Origin of the sequence: Paenibacillus sp. FSL P4-0176, assembly GCF_037975265.1 — a bacterium.
In the GTDB taxonomy this organism is placed as follows: domain Bacteria; phylum Bacillota; class Bacilli; order Paenibacillales; family Paenibacillaceae; genus Paenibacillus; species Paenibacillus amylolyticus.
On record NZ_CP150242.1, the window covers coordinates 769,351 to 787,093 of the forward strand.

15 protein-coding genes are annotated in these 17,743 nt (G+C 47.9%); 14 read left to right on the forward strand and 1 reads right to left on the reverse strand.

All coding sequences use genetic code 11. The features are described 5' to 3' along the window. Window positions 1–24: 24 nt before the first annotated feature. The 3 genes from MKY95_RS03600 to MKY95_RS03610 are packed head-to-tail and all read left to right on the forward strand — an operon-like array spanning window position 25 to window position 1,700. A complete protein-coding gene (locus MKY95_RS03600; protein ID WP_076320204.1) occupies window positions 25–888 on the forward strand; it encodes a M15 family metallopeptidase in 864 nt (287 codons plus the stop codon). Window positions 889–916: 28 nt separating this feature from the next. After that, complete coding sequence (locus MKY95_RS03605; RefSeq protein WP_076320203.1) at window positions 917–1,477, forward strand: VanZ family protein; 561 nt, start codon at window positions 917–919, stop codon at window positions 1,475–1,477. Between the two features lie 13 nt (window positions 1,478–1,490). Then, window positions 1,491–1,700: a hypothetical protein gene (locus tag MKY95_RS03610; protein WP_076320202.1), complete on the forward strand. Its 210-nt coding sequence runs from the start codon at window positions 1,491–1,493 to the stop codon at window positions 1,698–1,700. A 140-nt stretch (window positions 1,701–1,840) separates the two neighbouring features. Here MKY95_RS03610 and acnA read toward each other — a convergent pair whose 3' ends face one another. After that, window positions 1,841–4,555, reverse strand: coding sequence for an aconitate hydratase AcnA (gene acnA, locus MKY95_RS03615; RefSeq protein WP_036614112.1), 2,715 nt, complete (start codon window positions 4,553–4,555; stop codon window positions 1,841–1,843). 362 nt (window positions 4,556–4,917) lie between these two features. Here acnA and MKY95_RS03620 point away from each other — a divergent pair, with 362 nt between their 5' ends. The 11 genes from MKY95_RS03620 (at window position 4,918) to MKY95_RS03670 (ending at window position 17,743) form a co-directional block, all read left to right on the forward strand. Next, window positions 4,918–5,937 (forward strand): amidase domain-containing protein, encoded by a 1,020-nt coding sequence (locus MKY95_RS03620; RefSeq protein ID WP_047841417.1) that lies wholly within the window; start codon window positions 4,918–4,920, stop codon window positions 5,935–5,937. Between the two features lie 137 nt (window positions 5,938–6,074). Beyond that, the gene (locus MKY95_RS03625; protein ID WP_076320201.1) at window positions 6,075–7,175 is read left to right on the forward strand and encodes a D-alanine--D-alanine ligase; all 1,101 of its coding nucleotides are present in this window, start codon (window positions 6,075–6,077) and stop codon (window positions 7,173–7,175) included. 30 nt (window positions 7,176–7,205) lie between these two features. Next, window positions 7,206–7,529, forward strand: coding sequence for a hypothetical protein (locus tag MKY95_RS03630; protein ID WP_036614107.1), 324 nt, complete (start codon window positions 7,206–7,208; stop codon window positions 7,527–7,529). A 155-nt stretch (window positions 7,530–7,684) separates the two neighbouring features. Next, a complete protein-coding gene (gene uvsE / locus MKY95_RS03635) occupies window positions 7,685–8,686 on the forward strand; it encodes a UV DNA damage repair endonuclease UvsE (protein ID WP_074093415.1) in 1,002 nt (333 codons plus the stop codon). Between the two features lie 98 nt (window positions 8,687–8,784). Further along, window positions 8,785–9,657 carry an inositol monophosphatase family protein gene (locus tag MKY95_RS03640; RefSeq protein WP_036614103.1) on the forward strand — a complete coding sequence of 291 codons (873 nt, stop codon included), beginning with the start codon at window positions 8,785–8,787 and terminating at the stop codon, window positions 9,655–9,657. A gap of 24 nt (window positions 9,658–9,681) precedes the next feature. Then, window positions 9,682–9,972, forward strand: coding sequence for a hypothetical protein (locus MKY95_RS03645; RefSeq protein WP_076216730.1), 291 nt, complete (start codon window positions 9,682–9,684; stop codon window positions 9,970–9,972). Between the two features lie 336 nt (window positions 9,973–10,308). After that, on the forward strand, window positions 10,309–11,631 hold the full coding sequence (locus tag MKY95_RS03650) for a stalk domain-containing protein (protein ID WP_076320200.1): 1,323 nt from the start codon (window positions 10,309–10,311) through the stop codon (window positions 11,629–11,631). A gap of 250 nt (window positions 11,632–11,881) precedes the next feature. After that, complete coding sequence (locus tag MKY95_RS03655; protein WP_076254942.1) at window positions 11,882–13,669, forward strand: histidine kinase; 1,788 nt, start codon at window positions 11,882–11,884, stop codon at window positions 13,667–13,669. Next, window positions 13,644–15,197, forward strand: a complete 1,554-nt coding sequence (locus MKY95_RS03660; RefSeq protein WP_076320199.1) for a response regulator — start codon at window positions 13,644–13,646, stop codon at window positions 15,195–15,197. The genes MKY95_RS03655 and MKY95_RS03660 overlap by 26 nt, the downstream gene beginning before the upstream one ends. A gap of 220 nt (window positions 15,198–15,417) precedes the next feature. Then, on the forward strand, window positions 15,418–16,701 hold the full coding sequence (locus MKY95_RS03665) for a sugar ABC transporter substrate-binding protein (RefSeq protein ID WP_076320198.1): 1,284 nt from the start codon (window positions 15,418–15,420) through the stop codon (window positions 16,699–16,701). 139 nt (window positions 16,702–16,840) lie between these two features. After that, window positions 16,841–17,743, forward strand: coding sequence for a sugar ABC transporter permease (locus MKY95_RS03670; protein WP_076320197.1), 903 nt, complete (start codon window positions 16,841–16,843; stop codon window positions 17,741–17,743).

The window sequence follows — 17,743 nt, forward strand, 5'->3', positions numbered from 1 at the left end:
TATGAGGTAAAAGGAGGAACAAGCATGAAAAAGTGGGGCTTTTTGATATGTATCATTTTGATCGGATATATCGTTACGCAATCACCGGGATGGATTCAGCAGAAGGATGAGTTGCCCATCGAGATTCAGAATACGCGTGAAAATCCCGCAGGTTATACCGTATCCGTCACCGGAAACATTCAGGATCAGGTACATAAGGGCAACTTGTTACTAGTTGATAAGCAATACCCCGTTCACCCGGAAGGAGTTAAATCCGATATTGTATATGTGGCACATGAGGATGATCTGCTTCGTGGATATGGGATACTGGATCAGAAAATCATGTTATCACGACAGGTGGCTCAGGAGTTTCAGAGGATGGTTGAAGCAGCAGGCGAAGAGGGAGTCAGATATTTTCTCGTCAGCAGCGGGTACAGGGACTTTGCGAAGCAGGACGAGTTATATCGGGAAAAGGGTTCAGATTATGCACTTCCTGCGGGACACAGTGAGCATAATCTTGGTTTATCACTGGATATCGGCTCGAGCTTGGCTGCCATGAATGAAGCACCAGAGGGTGCATGGCTGGAGAAGAATGCATGGAAATACGGATTTATTTTACGTTACCCAAAGGATAAAGTGCGCATCACGGGTATTCAGTATGAACCATGGCACTTTCGATATGTAGGGCTGCCGCACAGTGCTGTCATGTATAAGAATAATCTGGTGCTGGAAGAGTATCTCGATATGCTTAAAGAGAAAGAGAACATTACTGTGGAAGTAGAGGGTGAGCAGTATCATATCCGCTATTATCGGGCCACCCGAGATACAACTGTTTACATACCTGAGCAAGGCCAAACTGAAATATCGGGTGATAACATGGATGGCGTCATTGTCACCGTAAAGAAATAACAGGGCAACACAAAGGAGGAGGAGCAGCATGAAGCACAACAACCAGAAGAAAAGCAAACATTACATCCTTTGGATTGCCGTTTTCATTATCTATGTATATCTACTGACGAAGCTGATCCTGTTTAAAGGAAGCCTGGTCGATTTTGGCATCGTGAAGGATCGACTGATGGCGTTCTTGCAACAACCGGATCTGGTCCATAACCGAACCGTCAACCTGACACCATTTCAGGAAATCTCACGAGACTGGAACAGTCTGTCGTTACATCGTCCGGGTACAGCAATCCATCTGGTAGGCAATATATTGGCCTTTATTCCACTGGGCATCTTCATCCCTGTGTTGACGGGCAACAAGTTATTCTCTGGAGTAAAGGTACTCTTACTGTCTCTGCTGCTCAGTCTGGGCTATGAAGTGACACAGTTAGTGACCGGCATGGGCATATTTGATGTGGATGATCTGATGCTTAATACACTCGGCGGCTTCATTGGATATATTGTTTTCACTATGGCTATGGGTATGAAAAAGGTGTTGGTGGGAGGAGAATCCCGCGTGACGACGAAAAAGTTAAATTCTAAGGAAAGTCACGTGTAAGGAGGGGAACAACTTGATTATAATGGCTGTACTGTTCATTAGCGCAGGGCTAATATTTCTCGTGTATCCACACAAGGTAACGGATGCTTCGGAAAAACAGATTGCGGAGCGAGTGATCATGTCTAGATGGGTTGGAGGCTCGTTAATTGCTCTGTCGTGTTTGTTTCTGATCATGGGCACGATTCAACTGTTAGATCAAGCCACACATCACATTGGGCATTAGAAGGAAGTTAGGCTGAGGAATGATTTTTAAATATATCCCGAGTATAAAAAACAAAGCAAAAAAAAGCTCCCCGCCACGTGCTGATTGCACGTGGCAGGGAGCTTTTCTGTATAACTTCATCACATTAATGATTCATGTAATTAAGCTTTTTTCATCATTTGACGCAATACAGTTTGCAGGATACCGCCGTTATGGTAGTAATCCACGTCAACCATGCTGTCCAGACGAGCGATAACAGGGAATTCGAACTGTGTACCGTCTTCACGAGTTACGGTTACTTTCAACTCTTGTCCTGGTTTCACATCATTGCTGAGGCCGGTAATGTCATACGTTTCACGTCCGTTCAGACCAAGGCTGGACCAGCCGTGACCTTCCTGGAATTGCAATGGCATTACGCCCATGCCGACCAAGTTACTACGGTGAATACGCTCGAAGCTTTCTGCGATAACGGCTTTGACGCCGAGCAGGAATGTTCCTTTTGCCGCCCAGTCACGAGAGCTTCCTGTACCATACTCTTTACCAGCGATAACGATCAGGTTCTGTCCTTCATCCTGATACTTCATGGAAGCATCGTAGATGGACATTTCCTCGTCCGTTGGCAGGTACTTCGTGATACCGCCTTCTGTACCAGGAGCTACCTGGTTACGAATACGAATGTTGGCAAACGTACCACGCATCATCACTTCATGGTTACCACGGCGTGAACCGTAGGAGTTGAAGTCTTTGCGCTCTACGCCATGTTCTTTCAGGTACAGTCCAGCCGGGCTGGATGGTGCAATATTACCTGCTGGCGAGATGTGATCCGTTGTTACGGAATCCGCAAGCAATGCCATGACACGTGCAGAACGGATATCTGCGATATCGTTCAACTTGTCGCCAAGCTCTTGGAAGAACGGAGGATTCTGAATGTACGTGGAGTTCGGATCCCACTCGTACAATTCACCTTCCGGTACAGAGATTGAATTCCAACGCTCATTGGCTGTAAACACATTCTCGTACTTGTTGCGGAACATCTGAGCGTTCAGGGAACTTGCGATGGTATCCTTGATTTCCTCAGAGGTAGGCCAGAGGTCTTTCAGGAATACAGGCTCATTGTTCGTATCATAACCGATTGGATCGGTTTCAAAGTCAATATTTACTGTACCCGCAAGTGCATATGCCACAACGAGTGGTGGTGATGCCAGGTAGTTGGCTTTAACCTGTGCATGCACACGGCCTTCGAAGTTACGGTTACCGGATAATACAGCCGCTACGGTCATATCGTTCTCAGCAATAGCTTCGCTCACTTCGTCCGGCAGTGGGCCGGAGTTACCGATACATGTTGCACAACCGTAGCCGGCAACGTTGAATCCGAGTTTGTCGAGATACGTGATCAGGCCTGCTTTTTCCAGGTACTCGGTAACAACAAGGGAACCTGGTGTCAGACTGCTTTTCACATATCCTGGTTTGGTCAGGCCGCGCTCAACTGCTTTTTTCGCCAGTAGTCCCGCTCCAACCATAACACTTGGATTCGAAGTGTTCGTACAACTTGTGATCGCCGCGATCACAACAGCGCCTGCCTTCAGTTCACTGTTGGAACCGTCCGGGTGCTTCACAGGTACGGATTGTTCGATTTTCTCATCGCTCAGACCGTAGCCGCCTTTATCTACAGGTGTGCGAATGATGCTGTTGAAGCTTTCTTTCATTTGTGTCAGCTCGATGCGATCCTGTGGACGTTTTGGTCCTGCAAGACTTGGTACAACAGAGCCGAGATCCAGTTCAATCACATCTGTGAATTCAGGATCAACGGTGCTTGAAGTACGGAACATGCCTTGAGCTTTGTAATAAGCTTCAACCAATTCTACCTGCTCGTCAGGACGGCCAGTGTTACGCAGATAGTTCAACGTTTCACTATCAACAGGGAAGAAACCGATCGTTGCGCCATATTCTGGTGCCATGTTGGCTACTGTTGCACGGTCAGCCAGACCGATGTTGGCAAGACCTGGTCCGTAGAACTCTACGAATTTACCAACAACGCCTTTTTTACGAAGCAATTGGGTAACGGTCAGTGCCAGATCCGTTGCTGTTGCGCCTTCACTCAGGCTGCCTGTCAGTTTGAAACCGATAACGTCCGGTGTTACAAAATAAAGCGGTTGGCCCAGCATACCTGCTTCAGCCTCAATACCACCAACACCCCAACCAACAACACCAAGTCCGTTGATCATGGTGGTGTGGGAGTCTGTACCTACGAGGGAATCCGGGAATACAACGGTTTCGCCGTCCACGGTTTTTGTTGCTGCCACGGAAGCCAGATACTCCAGGTTAACCTGGTGAACGATCCCTGTGGATGGTGGAACTGCACGGAAGTTGTTGAATGCCGTTTGCGCCCAACGCAAGAAGCGGTAACGCTCTTCATTACGCTCAAACTCAACTTTGATATTGTAATCAAGTGCATCGTTGGTACCAAAAGCATCAACCATAACGGAGTGGTCGATAACGAGATCGACGGGTACGAGCGGGTTGATCTGTTTTGGATCGCCACCTGCTTTTTTCACAGTATCACGCATTGCAGCGAGGTCAACGACAACCGGTACACCGGTGAAATCCTGCAGAACGATACGTGCAGGGATGAATGGAATTTCCTTGTTATTGTCACGGCCATCTGCCCAGCCGGTCAGTTGTTTTACGTGTTCTTCGGTGATAGCACGTCCGTCGAATTGACGAATTGCTGCTTCAAGCAACACTTTAATGGAGAAAGGAAGCCTGGAAAGATCGCCGTGGCCGTTTTCCTGAAGAGCATCGAGACTGTAGTAGCGGTAAGACTTGCCTCCAACCTCAAGACTGCGAGCGGCGGAGAAATGATTCTTTGCTGACATACATGTACCTCCTTGGGATGTGTCGGTGAGATGAAGAAAACGTTCATTTAGGTGAAGAACAGGCCTTCATCGTTCCGTGTTCTTGTTCGTTAGTTTCATCAGATGAAACGTAATTTCATAATCATAACTTTAGTTTTAAGTATACCGTTTTCACCTCCGTACGTAAAGGTCTTTTTGCCTGATCAAGCAAGCTTTTGGACCGATGAAGGCGTTTTCGTGAAGCGAGCAGGAATAAGATATCTTGTGTACCTGTATTTGCCGAATTTCGGATCTCCCTCCTGAGCCGTGTACATACAACCGAAGACCCTTTCATATGAATAGTAGGAGTTTATATATGCAATGAAATATTCCAGACAGAACTCATGCCAAAGGGGGACACAGGCTTGGAACGGGAATGGAAGAGTGCCTTATATACTTACGTGAACCAGTACAATCGCTGTGAGATCGACTACCGTCCACAGACCAGCGAACGGATCGTTACCGATCCTGACTTCGTGGTGGAACGGGGAGAGCGTATGGCAAGACTGGACGAATGGTATCGTAAGCGGCGCGCCGTGCCTCTTCGCAGCGAGACCAGCGCCAAGCTTGTGCGCACGCTTATGGATGGCCAGGAAGAAGCGGTGGTGGATGTACAATTGTACAGCAGACTGTTCTACGAGAAGAGCGGGATCACCCACCGGGAGGACCGGATTGAGCGGGAGCGGTTAACCTTTCTGCGGCAGAGTGGTGGATGGATCATTGGGCGGGTCGAGCGAGAAGTGCCGGAGCGTCGCCCTGCTGGGGAAGGGCGTCCGTTTCAACAAGCTGATTTTGTACAGGCGATGAATCGGCCGCTGCTGAATCGGGAAGTGTTGGGTCAAGGAAGAAGCTCACGGCAACAGTCATATCGCAGAGATCTGGCAGTTGCCTATGCAGATCGGTGGTGGAATGCGGGGAATCCGGCATTTGAAGAATTTGATGTGGATTGTACCAATTACGTGTCCCAATGTCTCTTTGCAGGGGGCGCACCCATCCACTATACTGGTAGAAGAGAAGCTGGCTGGTGGTATAAAGGGTATGTGAATGGCTCCGAAATGTGGAGTTACAGTTGGGCAGTTTCCAACAGTCTGGAGCGTTATTTGTCAGGCAGCAGCTGGGGGCTGACCGCGACAGAAGTGGAGCGTCCTGAGCAGCTGATGCTCGGCGATGTTATTCTCTACGATTGGGATGGAGATGGACGATTTCAGCACAGCACCGTTGTGACCGCGTTTGATGCAGGCGGTATGCCGCTTGTTAACGCACATACGGTTAGCAGCCGTCACCGCTTTTGGGATTACCGGGATTCTTACGCTTGGACGGAGCGGACGGTATACCGGCTTTTTCATATTGCAGATGAGTTTTGATGACGAAAGATTTTCGGGATGCGGTGACGCAGACATCCAGTTCCGTGTAAAATAAGACCAGATAATGCAAGCAGAATAACAAGGGTGCTGAGCATGCAAGCATGACAGCATCAGGCACAGATAATCGGAGGGTACACATGAGTATGGATAAATTAAAAGTAGGCGTCGTGTACGGCGGAAAATCGGGCGAGCATGAGGTGTCGCTGCAAACGGCGTTTGCTGTAACAAACGCATTTGATTATAAAAAGTATGAACTGGTTCCTTTTTATATCTCCAAGCAGGGTACGTGGAAAAAAGGACCTGTCATGCATGCGCCGTTCGCGCAGATTGAAGACTTGAAGCTGGAGCAATCGGCGGGTGGAACGCAGGATGCACTGAACGCCCTGTTTGGCCGTTTGTATGGCGGAGCAGAAGCGCTGGACGTGATGTTCCCTCTGCTGCATGGTACGTTTGGAGAGGATGGTACCATTCAGGGCATGTTTGAGATGGCGGATATGCCATATGTAGGTGCAGGTGTACTGGCTTCTGCTGGCGGCATGGACAAAGTGGTCATGAAAAAGCTGTTTGCACAGGCTGGCATTGACCAATGTGCCTTTACGTATTTTAACGCGACACAATGGAAGCAGACAGAGCACGAAATGATCGTACAGGTCGAAGATCAGCTGGGGTATCCTTGTTTTATCAAACCGGCAAATCTGGGCTCCAGTGTAGGCATCTCCAAAGCACGTAACCGCGATGAGTTGAAGACAGCTGTCGAGTTTGCACTTCGGTATGACACGAAGGTTGTCATTGAGGAGTTCGTTGAAGCACGCGAGGTTGAAGTCAGCGTCCTCGGCAATGACGAGCCCATGGCTTCCGTTCCAGGTGAGATCGTATCCTCCGGTGAGTATTATGACTATGCAGCTAAGTATATTGATGGTCAATCACAGATGCTGATTCCAGCTCCACTGGACCCAGAGGCCGCAGATCGCATTCGCGAGGCAGCTTTGCAGGCGTTCCGTGCGATTGAAGGTAACGGTATTTCACGTGCCGACTTCTTCATTCGGAAAAATGACGGCGCTTTGCTTATTAATGAAGTCAACACCATGCCTGGTTTCACACCATACAGCATGTATCCACTTCTTTGGCGTGAGACAGGTGTATCGTATGCCGAACTGCTGGATCGCATGATTGAACTGGCACTGGAGCGTTACAACCGCAAGCAGGCACTGAATTACGAGAACGGCGTACAGGCGTAGCCTGCGACCACAAGATCAGGAGGGATATGCATGGGATTTCAGACTGAATTCAATTCCGTATGCAAGTTCAAGAATGAGCAGGAGCTGTTCGAACTGCTTGAATACGGACGCGGCAAAATGGTCAAACAGGGCTTCCGGGTATTTCCTACCGGCCAGAAAGTGATTGCATACACACCGGATAACGTGGCTGTAGCCATCGTCAAGATCGTGGTTTCCATTGCGGAGATCAACTTCCAGGGGCAAGAGGTAACTGAGGTGGAGATGCAACTCATCCGCAAATTGACTGAGGAAGAATCACGCATTCAGACTGCCCTTGCAGATGAGATGTTCTTTGGAGAGCAAGCACAGGAATAGTTGTTGACTGTAAGTGTGGGTCGGAAGGACGGATTTGCCAGAATACGATTATGGTCACTCTTTTAGGGTAAAACTTGGTTATATACAGTGACGGTACATCCTGACGGCTGAATATGCCGTGTGGGTTCTCCGCCCTAATAGAGAGGAAGAGATTCATGCTCGTACGCTTTGGTTACGTGGCAATGTCCGTGCTTATAGAGAACGCCTCGCCTTCCCGGACCATGACCATGTCGAGTTTTAACAAAATCGATGACAGGGAAGCGGCGATCCGCAAGCTCGAACGGATTGCAGCCGAGAACCTGCACAATACATTACGTTTGCTCAGGCACAACAAGGGTAGCCATATTCATGTATATCGCTTCTCTTCCAAATTGATTCCACTGGCAACACACGAAGACCTGAATGACTGGGACCCGTTCCCGGCACTGAAGCAGGACTTTGCGGCCATTGGTGATTTTGTGAAGGAAAATCATATGCGTGTGTCCTTTCATCCGGATCATTTTACCGTACTTAGTACCCCCCGCGAGCAAGTTCTGCACAACTCGATTCGCGACCTTCGTCATCATGTTCGGATGTTGGATGCCATGGGGCTGAATGCCACTGCCAAGAACAATATACATATTGGTGGTGCATACGGGGACAAGCCTTCGGCGGCGCTTCGTTTTGAAGAAAACTTTTTGAAGCTGGATCGGGACATTCAGGAGCGGCTCACACTCGAAAATGATGACAAAACGTTCAATGCGCCTGAGACACTTGCCGTGTGCCAGCGCTTGGGATTGCCCATGGTACTTGATATCCATCACCATTGGGTGAACAACGAAGGAGAACAGGCATGGGATCTGTGGCCTGATATTCTAAAGACCTGGCAGTCACCGCTTGCCCAGGCAGATTCACCGGCTGATCAGCCATTGCCACCCAAAATCCATGTCTCCAGTCCAAAGAGCGAGAAGGATCTGCGAGGTCATGCCGATGGTGTAGAGGTAGAGCCTGTGCTCGACTTCTTGCGTCATATCGCAGCAGATACCCCAAGACTTGACGTGATGATTGAGGCCAAACGCAAGGATGAGGCTCTTGTGCAACTGATGCAGAAGCTGGCATTCTATCACGAAGAGGGTGTGGAGTGGGTGGACGAGTCTACCGTCATCATTCATCCGTAGTGCCAAAAGGGGCCTGGGCAACGAGAAACTTTACGACCTGTGGGGCGTATACTTTTAACAAGTATTTCAACTTTTCGTAGATTGATATAGAAAGTAGAGTGAACGCTTTGAATGAGAAGGAAAAGACACCTTATGTCGTGACAAGCAAAAGCTATACTGCCGTTGCCATTAATGCAGCTTCCAAAGCTGGCGAATGGATCAAAAGCCGTCTTGGGACGGTAGCTGAACTTGGCACCAAATATTCACCCCAAGATCTGGTGACCGAAGTGGATAAAGGAGCGGAGCAGATGATCCGCCGCCTGATTCTTACGCATTTTCCCCACCATGCCATTCTGGGTGAAGAAGGCGTCGAACCGGGACCGGAAGCTTCGGCTAAAGCACTGAAAGAGGCCGAGGAAGAAGAGTTCCTGTGGATTGTTGATCCTGTGGATGGAACGACGAACTTTGTACACGGATTTCCGTTTTATTCGGTGTCCATCGCATTGGCTCACAATGGTGAAGTCATTGTCGGCGTGATCTACGACCCTTCCCGTGATGAAATGTTTGTTGCGGAAAAAGGGAAAGGAGCATATGTTCACGGAAACCGGATGCTTGTATCTGGTGAACAGGAACTGGCTCAGAGCCTGATTGCGGTTGGATTCCCGGCAGACACAACCTTTGCGTTGCCACTGAATATGGCCGCTGTGCAGGCGCTTGCTCCGCAAGTTCGTAACTTGCGTGCAGGTGGATCTGCCGCCCTTCATCTGGCGTATGTTGCCGCAGGACGTCTCAGCGCCTACACCGAAGTTGGATTGAAACCGTGGGATATTGCCGCAGGTGCGCTGCTGGTTGAAGAATCAGGTGGCAAGGTGACCGATACCATCGGAACGCCTTACCAACTGTCTGTAAACCATGTCGTTGCCAGCAATGGCAAAATCCATGATGCACTGACGGATGTGCTGAAGGAAGCGAAAGCAACCGGCTTGGAATGAAATTCATTATAAGGAGCGAGAACAATGGATGAATCCAAAGAACTGGAACGACGGCTCAGTGATATGCTGACGGAAGGGGACATGGAAGAGTCCGGCGACACCGATCAGCGTGAACGCCAGCTGATTCCTCCCAAGTATGAAGTGCGAATCCAGACAGAACGTGATCCAATTGTCGAGGAAACGTTAAAGTACCGGAAGATGGCACGTGAAGTGGATGATCGTTATGATCGATATCTGGAGCGAGCTACCGGGAACAAACCGGAGAGCGACAAGGGTCATTTGATTGCTGAAGACTCAAATAAGCCGCAATCTTAACTAATCACTGAACGTCATAGCTGAGCTTAACCAGTAACAGACTCCCCTTCAGGGAGTCTGTTATTTCATGTGTGCTCTCAGTGGAGAGGACAACGCCTACTTTAAAATGATAGAATAGAGTAACACCAACCTATGTCATTGGAATTCAGCCGAAATAAGCGGGAGGCTTACGGAGTATGTTTCCGAAGGAAACATTTTGGTTGCTCACGTAGTTTTCCTACGCTCCGCTACTCCATTTCTAGCTTCATCCCATCTTCTCGGTACTGAAAACCGACCTTTTTGAACACGTATATTAGTGTAAATTATTATAGATTTGCGAGAAGGAGTGTTACCTGAATGAAGCGTAAACGTATATGGGAAAATACAGCTGCCGGTTTAACGGTAAGCATGTTGGCAGGAATGCTGCTCTTTACATCATCTGCATTGCCTGCACACGCGGCTGACACCAAAACCGGTGTATTGCCAGCGGGTACAAACGAGACTTCGCTGACAGCGAAGAAAGATGCAGTAGCCGTAACTAAGGAGTTCCGCATCCTCACATTGGGAGATTCCATAACGGTAGGTTATGAGCCTAACACAAAAGAATTGCCTTATGGTTATGTAGAACGTCTCCAGGAGCAAGGTTTGCTGCATGGACGTACACAGGTGGACAACTACGGGATTGCCGGATTGAAAACCAGTGGTCTGAAAAACTTTACTACTGCAATTAAGGATGGCAAAACGCTGACTTCTGAAGCCATTCAACCAAGTCTTCCTGATCCAAGAGCGGGACAGATCGGAGCCAATACTGCTGCAATCCGTGAGAGTGTAGCACAGGCCAATCTGGTTGCAATTACCATTGGGGGAAATGATGTATCTGAGCTTCTCGGTACAGCAGACAAACTGAGTGATCAGGATCTGCAAGCGAAGGTAAAAGAATTACTCGCAACATATACAGCCAATGTAAGTGCAACGATTAATGATATCCATGAAATTAATCCGACAGCTACAATTGTCATAGCTGACCAGTATCAACCGATGCCAGAAGTAGCAGGCAAGGCACTCTATGCCAAACTTATGGAGGCGTCCCAAGGCTTCACACAGACCATTGATGGCATTGCAGCACAATTCACTGCTCAGGGTACCGATGTCAAAGTCGCACACGTGGCCAAGGAGTTTGTTGGTGGTGAAGGCACGATGACACATATGATCAAAGATCGTGATTTCCACCCGAACCAATTTGGATATGCGGCCATTGCCGAAGTGTTTGCCAAAACGATCTGGGGCGACTACACGAAGCTGACTACACCTGCGACAGGTGAGCCGATGAACATTATTGTGAGTGGCAAAACATTAAATACTCCGTACAAACCGATTATCCGTAACGGCAAAAACTTTGTGGCGATTCAAGACATCGTGAATGCGGTCGGTGCTACTACGGTGTGGGATAACAAAACTTCAACCGCAACCATTACATATGGAGACCGGAAAGTTGCTGTGAAGATTGGTGCCAATGCTGTGAAGGTAAATGGAGCATCGGTTACTGTGGATACACCTGCATTCCTGAATAAGGTAGGCAAAGAGTCCAAAACATATGTACCACTTGCCATGGTGGCTGAGGGTCTTGGCTTTGATGTGCAGTATGTAGCGAAGCTGAAAACTGTTTTTGTTAATCCGTAAATTGTATTTCATGCTTTAACATGATGTTATTCAACAGCCAGAATACCTTGATTTGTTCAAGGTATTCTGGCTGTTTTGTGTTCTTTTTACGTTGCTGACACAGATGTATACCTTCTCTAATGACCTAAAACGTTGCATAAATATATCTTGTCAGATGACCAATGGATGTGTAAATATGAAAATAACTTACAATAAAACCACTAATGCATAGTATGACAGGCACCCCTCGCAAGCCAAAGGAGCGCTTAGGATGAACAAAATTAAGAACGCTTTCACAACACTGCCGATTCATCACAAAACGATTCTTCTTATCGGACTTTTGATGTTGATCAGCTTTACGTTTTATGCATCCGTACTCCGATATGTGTTCAGCATCTATGACCGTCAGATCTATGAGAAATCCTCGCAGGTCCTCAATATGTCTTCGGTAGGTATTGAGAATCAACTTCGTGAAATTTCCAATCTCTCCTTCAAGGTGATGTCGGACGAGCCGCTTCAGCAATATCTGCTCCAACTGAAAAAGGCCGAAACGGGTTACGAGAAAAATGGATTGCGTAAAAAAATTACTAACAGGTTAGTCGCATATGCCGGTTCCGAAAAATACGTCTATTCCATGCTATTTATCGATAATGATAATAACGTTATGGCCGCAGGCAATCGGGAGGGAATTTCGGAGTCGAAGCAAAAGGAACTGGTTGCACTGGGACAGCAATACTCGGGCTCCAATGCATGGCATACCAGTGGGGATAAACAGTCCCGACTCTTGTCGGTTCGACAGGTGAAATCCTTTATTGGCGGAGCATTTACATTGGAGGACCTCGGCACACTGATCATCCGCGTCCGGCTGGACCGAATTGTACAGGACCAGATGCAAGAACCGGCTGAGGACTCCCAATTACTCATTACGGATGGAAAAGAAGTGATCTATCCAACAGAATCGTCGGTCAGTGAAGCCGAGATTGAGTCTGAACTGAAGCGTACCCAGCCCTATGGAATTGCCATGTTGGAGCAGGGGAGACACTTTGTAGCTCGTGCTCATTCTTCCTATACGGATTGGACCTATCTGTACACAACCCCGTTTGACCAGATGTTTAAAAAGATCCAGTTTGTCAAACAGTTGGTCACGGTGATCTTCATCATGATCTTTCTGGCGGCGCTTATTATTGGAGCGAGATTCTCTCGCAGTATTACCCATCCGATTGCACAGTTGATCAAAAAGATGCGTAATATCGAAAAAGGAGATCTGGATAAGCTGGAGGAGGCTGCCCTCGGCAATGTTCCGATATCTCCACAGAATGAGGTTGGGCTGTTGCATCGCACATTCAAGATGATGCTTCAACGGATACGTGAATTGATTGATGAGAATTATGCGAAGCAACTGGTGATTCGTGAGACGGAGTTGAAAGCGCTTCAGGCGCAGATTAATCCACATTTTCTATACAACACGTTGGAATCGATTAACTGGCTGGCTAAAGTACAGAAGCAACGACAGATCTCGGAAATGGTTGAGGCTCTCGGATTTCTGCTGCGTAGCTCTGTGAATATGTCCGAGAAGTGGATCACGCTGGAAAGAGAGCTGGACATTGTCCGCAGTTACGTGACGATTCAGCGCACGCGTTTTGAGGAAAGACTGGATTTCGACATGGAAATTGCCCCGGAGGTAGGAACGGCACGGATACCGAAGTTAACTTTACAGCCGTTGGTGGAGAATGCGATACATTATGCACTCGAACCAAGCATTGACCCTTGCCGGATTCGGATCCGGGCGAGAGCAGAGGGAGATAAGGTGATTATTGAAGTCGAGGACGACGGTCCGGGGATGACACCGGAATTCCTGGAACAACTACACGAAGGACGTATTCAGACAAGAGGACAGGGCATTGGGTTATCTAACATCCAGGAACGAATCAGACTGACCTTCGGCGATGAAGGTGGAATGGTGATGAGCAGCAAGCCCGGATCAGGAACTGTAGTATCGATCAGCATACCTTGGATCAGAGAGGACGATGACGATGTACAAAGTGATGCTCGTAGATGATGAACGTGTCATTCTGGAGGGGATTTCCCAAGTGGTCGATTGGGCCGCAGCAGGTACGGAATTGGTGGGTACGGCGAGGAACGGGATTGAAGCATTGGACAAAATTGGGCAGTCGAGACCGGATATTATCATTACGGATATTTCCATGCCGGGTCTGGATGGTCTCGGACTCATAGAGAAGGCATCTGAAGCATACCCGGGAGTACGTTTTATTATGTTATCCGGCTATAAGGAGTTCGAATATGCTCGCAGAGCGATGCAATATGGTGTGAAGCATTATTTGCTCAAACCCTGCAACGAGAATCAGATCCATGATGCATTAACTGAACTGTTGCAGGAACATCAGGATGCCCAGGTGAAGGAGCATGTTGCAGGTGAGATGAAACAGCGATTGCAGCGAGTCCTTCCGCATGTGAAGGAGCAATTTCTGCTGGAGTTCATGACCAACCGCACCTATGGTCCGGTTGATCTGGAGTATTATCAGGAGTTGTTTGATCTGGAGCTTGAAGAGAACGCAGTTCGGTTACTGTTGTTCCGAATTGTAGATGAACATGATTACAGTCACTTATTTGCGATCAAAAACATTGCCAGTGACCTGCTCCCACATGTCCTGTTAAGCACAACCATTGAAGGCAAACTCCTCATTCTGCTCGCGGATTCAGCTGATCCGGCTGGACTGAAAGAAAGTATTGAAGAGGTTAGGGCTGCATTCACCAGACTATATAAATTGGAAGTGACCGCTGCGCTAAGTGAAGCAGATCGAATGATTCAGTCGCGGCGGTTGTTTCGTGAGGCGTTGCAGTATCTGAACCATCGCTTTTTTATCGGTGAAGGCAAGCTGATTACGAAGAATGATCTGGTACTGGCCGGAGAATGCGACGGATTGCATGTAGAACAGGATGCCGAGCAACTGTGTCAGTTGATCAAATCGGGCAATACCGAGGAAACAGCGGTAGAAGTGGAGCGTCTGTTTGATCTATTATCACGTCAGCAGCTGGAAATTGAGGTGACTCGCTCCTATGTAGTGCAGCTCTACTCGGCGATGGTTCATGTCTGTCCACCTGAGGAGGCAACGGAATTCACCCAGCGTATGGCAGAATTGCCTCATATCGATACGTTATCTGGTTTGAAGTCTTTTGTTGCAAGCAGTACAGCCCGATTAACTTCCGGTTATTACAAAAACCATATCAGCCGCCAGTCTTCAGCCGTGGAGAAGATGATGGATATCGTGGATCTTCATTTTGGAGAGGCGGATCTCTCGCTCAATGGAGTCGCTCATCAGATGCTCTATATGAATCCAGATTACCTGGGCAAGATTTTCAAAAAAGTCACAGGCGAGAATTTCTCCAATTACGTGAATCGTCTGCGCATTGAACGCGCATGTGACCATATTCGCAGAGGCGGGGATGTGAAAGTATTTGAGCTTGCTGAATTATTCGGATTTGGCGGGAATTCACAATATTTCAGTCAGGTGTTCAAAAAGTGGACCGGGATGACACCTACGGAATTCCGCAGGATCGGCATATAACAATGAGCTACCAATCATGTGATTCATGTCTGGGGAGGACGAACAGCGCCGAGAGGGGACTGTTGTCCTCCTCTGTTTTTTGAACCAACAAGACGGTTTTGTGTATTCAACTATGGTCGTACATTTGCGAAAATGACATTAACAAGTTTGTGAAAGCGTTATCAGAAACGAGAAGATAACTCTTTCATACAACCATATCAACATAAAAGGGGAGATTGGCATGGTGAAAAAGGCAATATTCCTGATGATGGCTGCTTTGCTCGTGTTTACAGCGGCATGTAGCTCAGGTGGAGGAACTGAAGGAGCATCTGGAGATGACTCAGTTACCCTGCGGATCGCTTGGTGGGGCTCGGATGCAAGGCATGAATATACACAGAAGGTCATCGACCTGTACAAATCGAAAAACCCGAATGTCAAAATCGACGTGGAATATGCTTCATTTGATGACTACTGGAAAAAGCTCGCACCACAAGCAGCGGCAAATCAGTTGCCTGACATCGTTCAGATGGATATTTCCTACATCAGCCAATATGCACAGAATGGTCAGCTTGAGGATCTAGCGCCTTATCTTGGCAACCAGATCAAAGTGGACGATGTGTCCGAGAATGTTATCAGCACAGGTGTAATTAACGGTAAACAATACGGTGTACCTGCCGGTGTTAACGTTCTGGGCTTCCAATATGATCCGGCATTGCTTAAAAAAGCAGGCGTGGATGCAATCCCTGACAATATGACTTGGGAATCGTACGAAGCACTGGGTAAACAAACCGCAGAGAAAGGTCTGTATTTGGATGGAGGGATAGCTCCGGATATTTTCTTCCACTACTTCCTGCGTACCAAAGGATTGTCGCTTTACAATGCGGAAGGAACAGGTCTTGGTTATGATGATGATCAATTGTTTGTGGAGTTCTTCGGACTCATGCGCCGCATGATCGAGCAAGGTGCAGCACCTACGCCGGATGTAGCCAACCAAACCAAAGGCATTATTGAGGAATCAGATCTCGTGAAGGAAAAAGGAATTGGCGTGTGGCAATGGTCCAACCAGTTCGTAGCCTTACAACAGGTAGCGAACCGTCAACTCGAAATCGCTCCAATGCCAGGACCAGATATGGAAAAAGGACTATATATGCAGCCAAGTATGTACTGGGGTGTGACGTCCAACTCCAAAGTGAAGGAAGAAGCGGCTAAATTCATTGATTTCTGGGTGAATGACGTGGAAGCCAACAAACTGATCAAAGGTGAGCGCGGTGTGCCAATTTCAGGAGCAATCAAAGAAGCTATCGCACCTGAGCTGAGTGACGCAACAAAACAGGTCTTTGAATTCGTAGCAGCCATGGAGCCTAAGGCTTCACCAATGAGTTCTCCGCCACCGGTTGGTTCACCTGAAGTAATCTCTTCCCTGGCAGATGTGGTTGAAGAGTTGAACTTTGGCAAAATTACACCTGAACAAGCAGCAGAGACATTCCGCAAGAACGCCGAATCTGTACTTGCGAACAATAAATAACAGTTGAATGATGGCTTGCTCGTCCCACTTCAGGGATGGTCGGGAATGGGGCTACTCGCAAATGCGAGGGCCTTTCCCCGTCCAGATGACCGAAGCCAGGATGAGGGGGCAAGCTGATCCATGAAGGAGGTTCGTTCCATTGAGGCAGTATTCGTCGTTAGGTAGAAACTTAACTGGATATGCGTTTATAAGCCCGTTTATTATTGGTTTCCTGGGCTTCACACTCATCCCCATGTTTGTGTCCTTATATATGTCGTTCACGAGTTATAACTTGTTCACTTCTCCGCGGTGGATTGGGCTTGATAACTACACCAAAATGTTTTTTGATGACCCGAAATATTGGAACTCGGTCAAAGTAACGTTTCTGTATGTATTCATTGGGGTACCGTTAAGGTTGATCTTTGCCCTCTTCGTAGCGATGGTCCTAAACACTGGCTCTCGTATGATTGGAACGTACCGGACGCTGTATTACCTGCCATCCATTATCGGTGGTAGTGTGGCCGTATCCATTATGTGGCGTAACCTCTTCAGTAATGAGGGTGTTATCAACAGTGCTCTAACGGCAATCGGGATAGGGCCTATAAGCTGGTTTGGTGACCCTAATGCGTCCCTGGTTATGCTCATCTCACTGTCTGTGTGGCAGTTTGGTTCGTCCATGCTGATCTTCCTGGCTGGTCTCAAAAATATCCCTACTGAGATGTACGAGGCAGCAGGTGTGGATGGCGCGAACCCTATACGGAAATTTTTCAGCATCACCTTGCCACTGCTTAGCCCGATCGTTCTGTTCAATATGATTATGCAGACGATTGGTGCATTTATGACGTTTGTACCTGCCTATATTATCTCCAAAGGCGAAGGCGGTCCAATGGACGGTACGATGCTGTACTCTCTATATCTGTTCCGTCAGGCATTTATGTTTAACAACATGGGTTATGCTTCGGCCATGGCTTGGATCATGCTGATCATGATCGGTATACTCACGGTAGCTGTGTTCCTGACATCCAAGTACTGGGTGTTCTACGAATCTGAAGGAGGGAAGTAA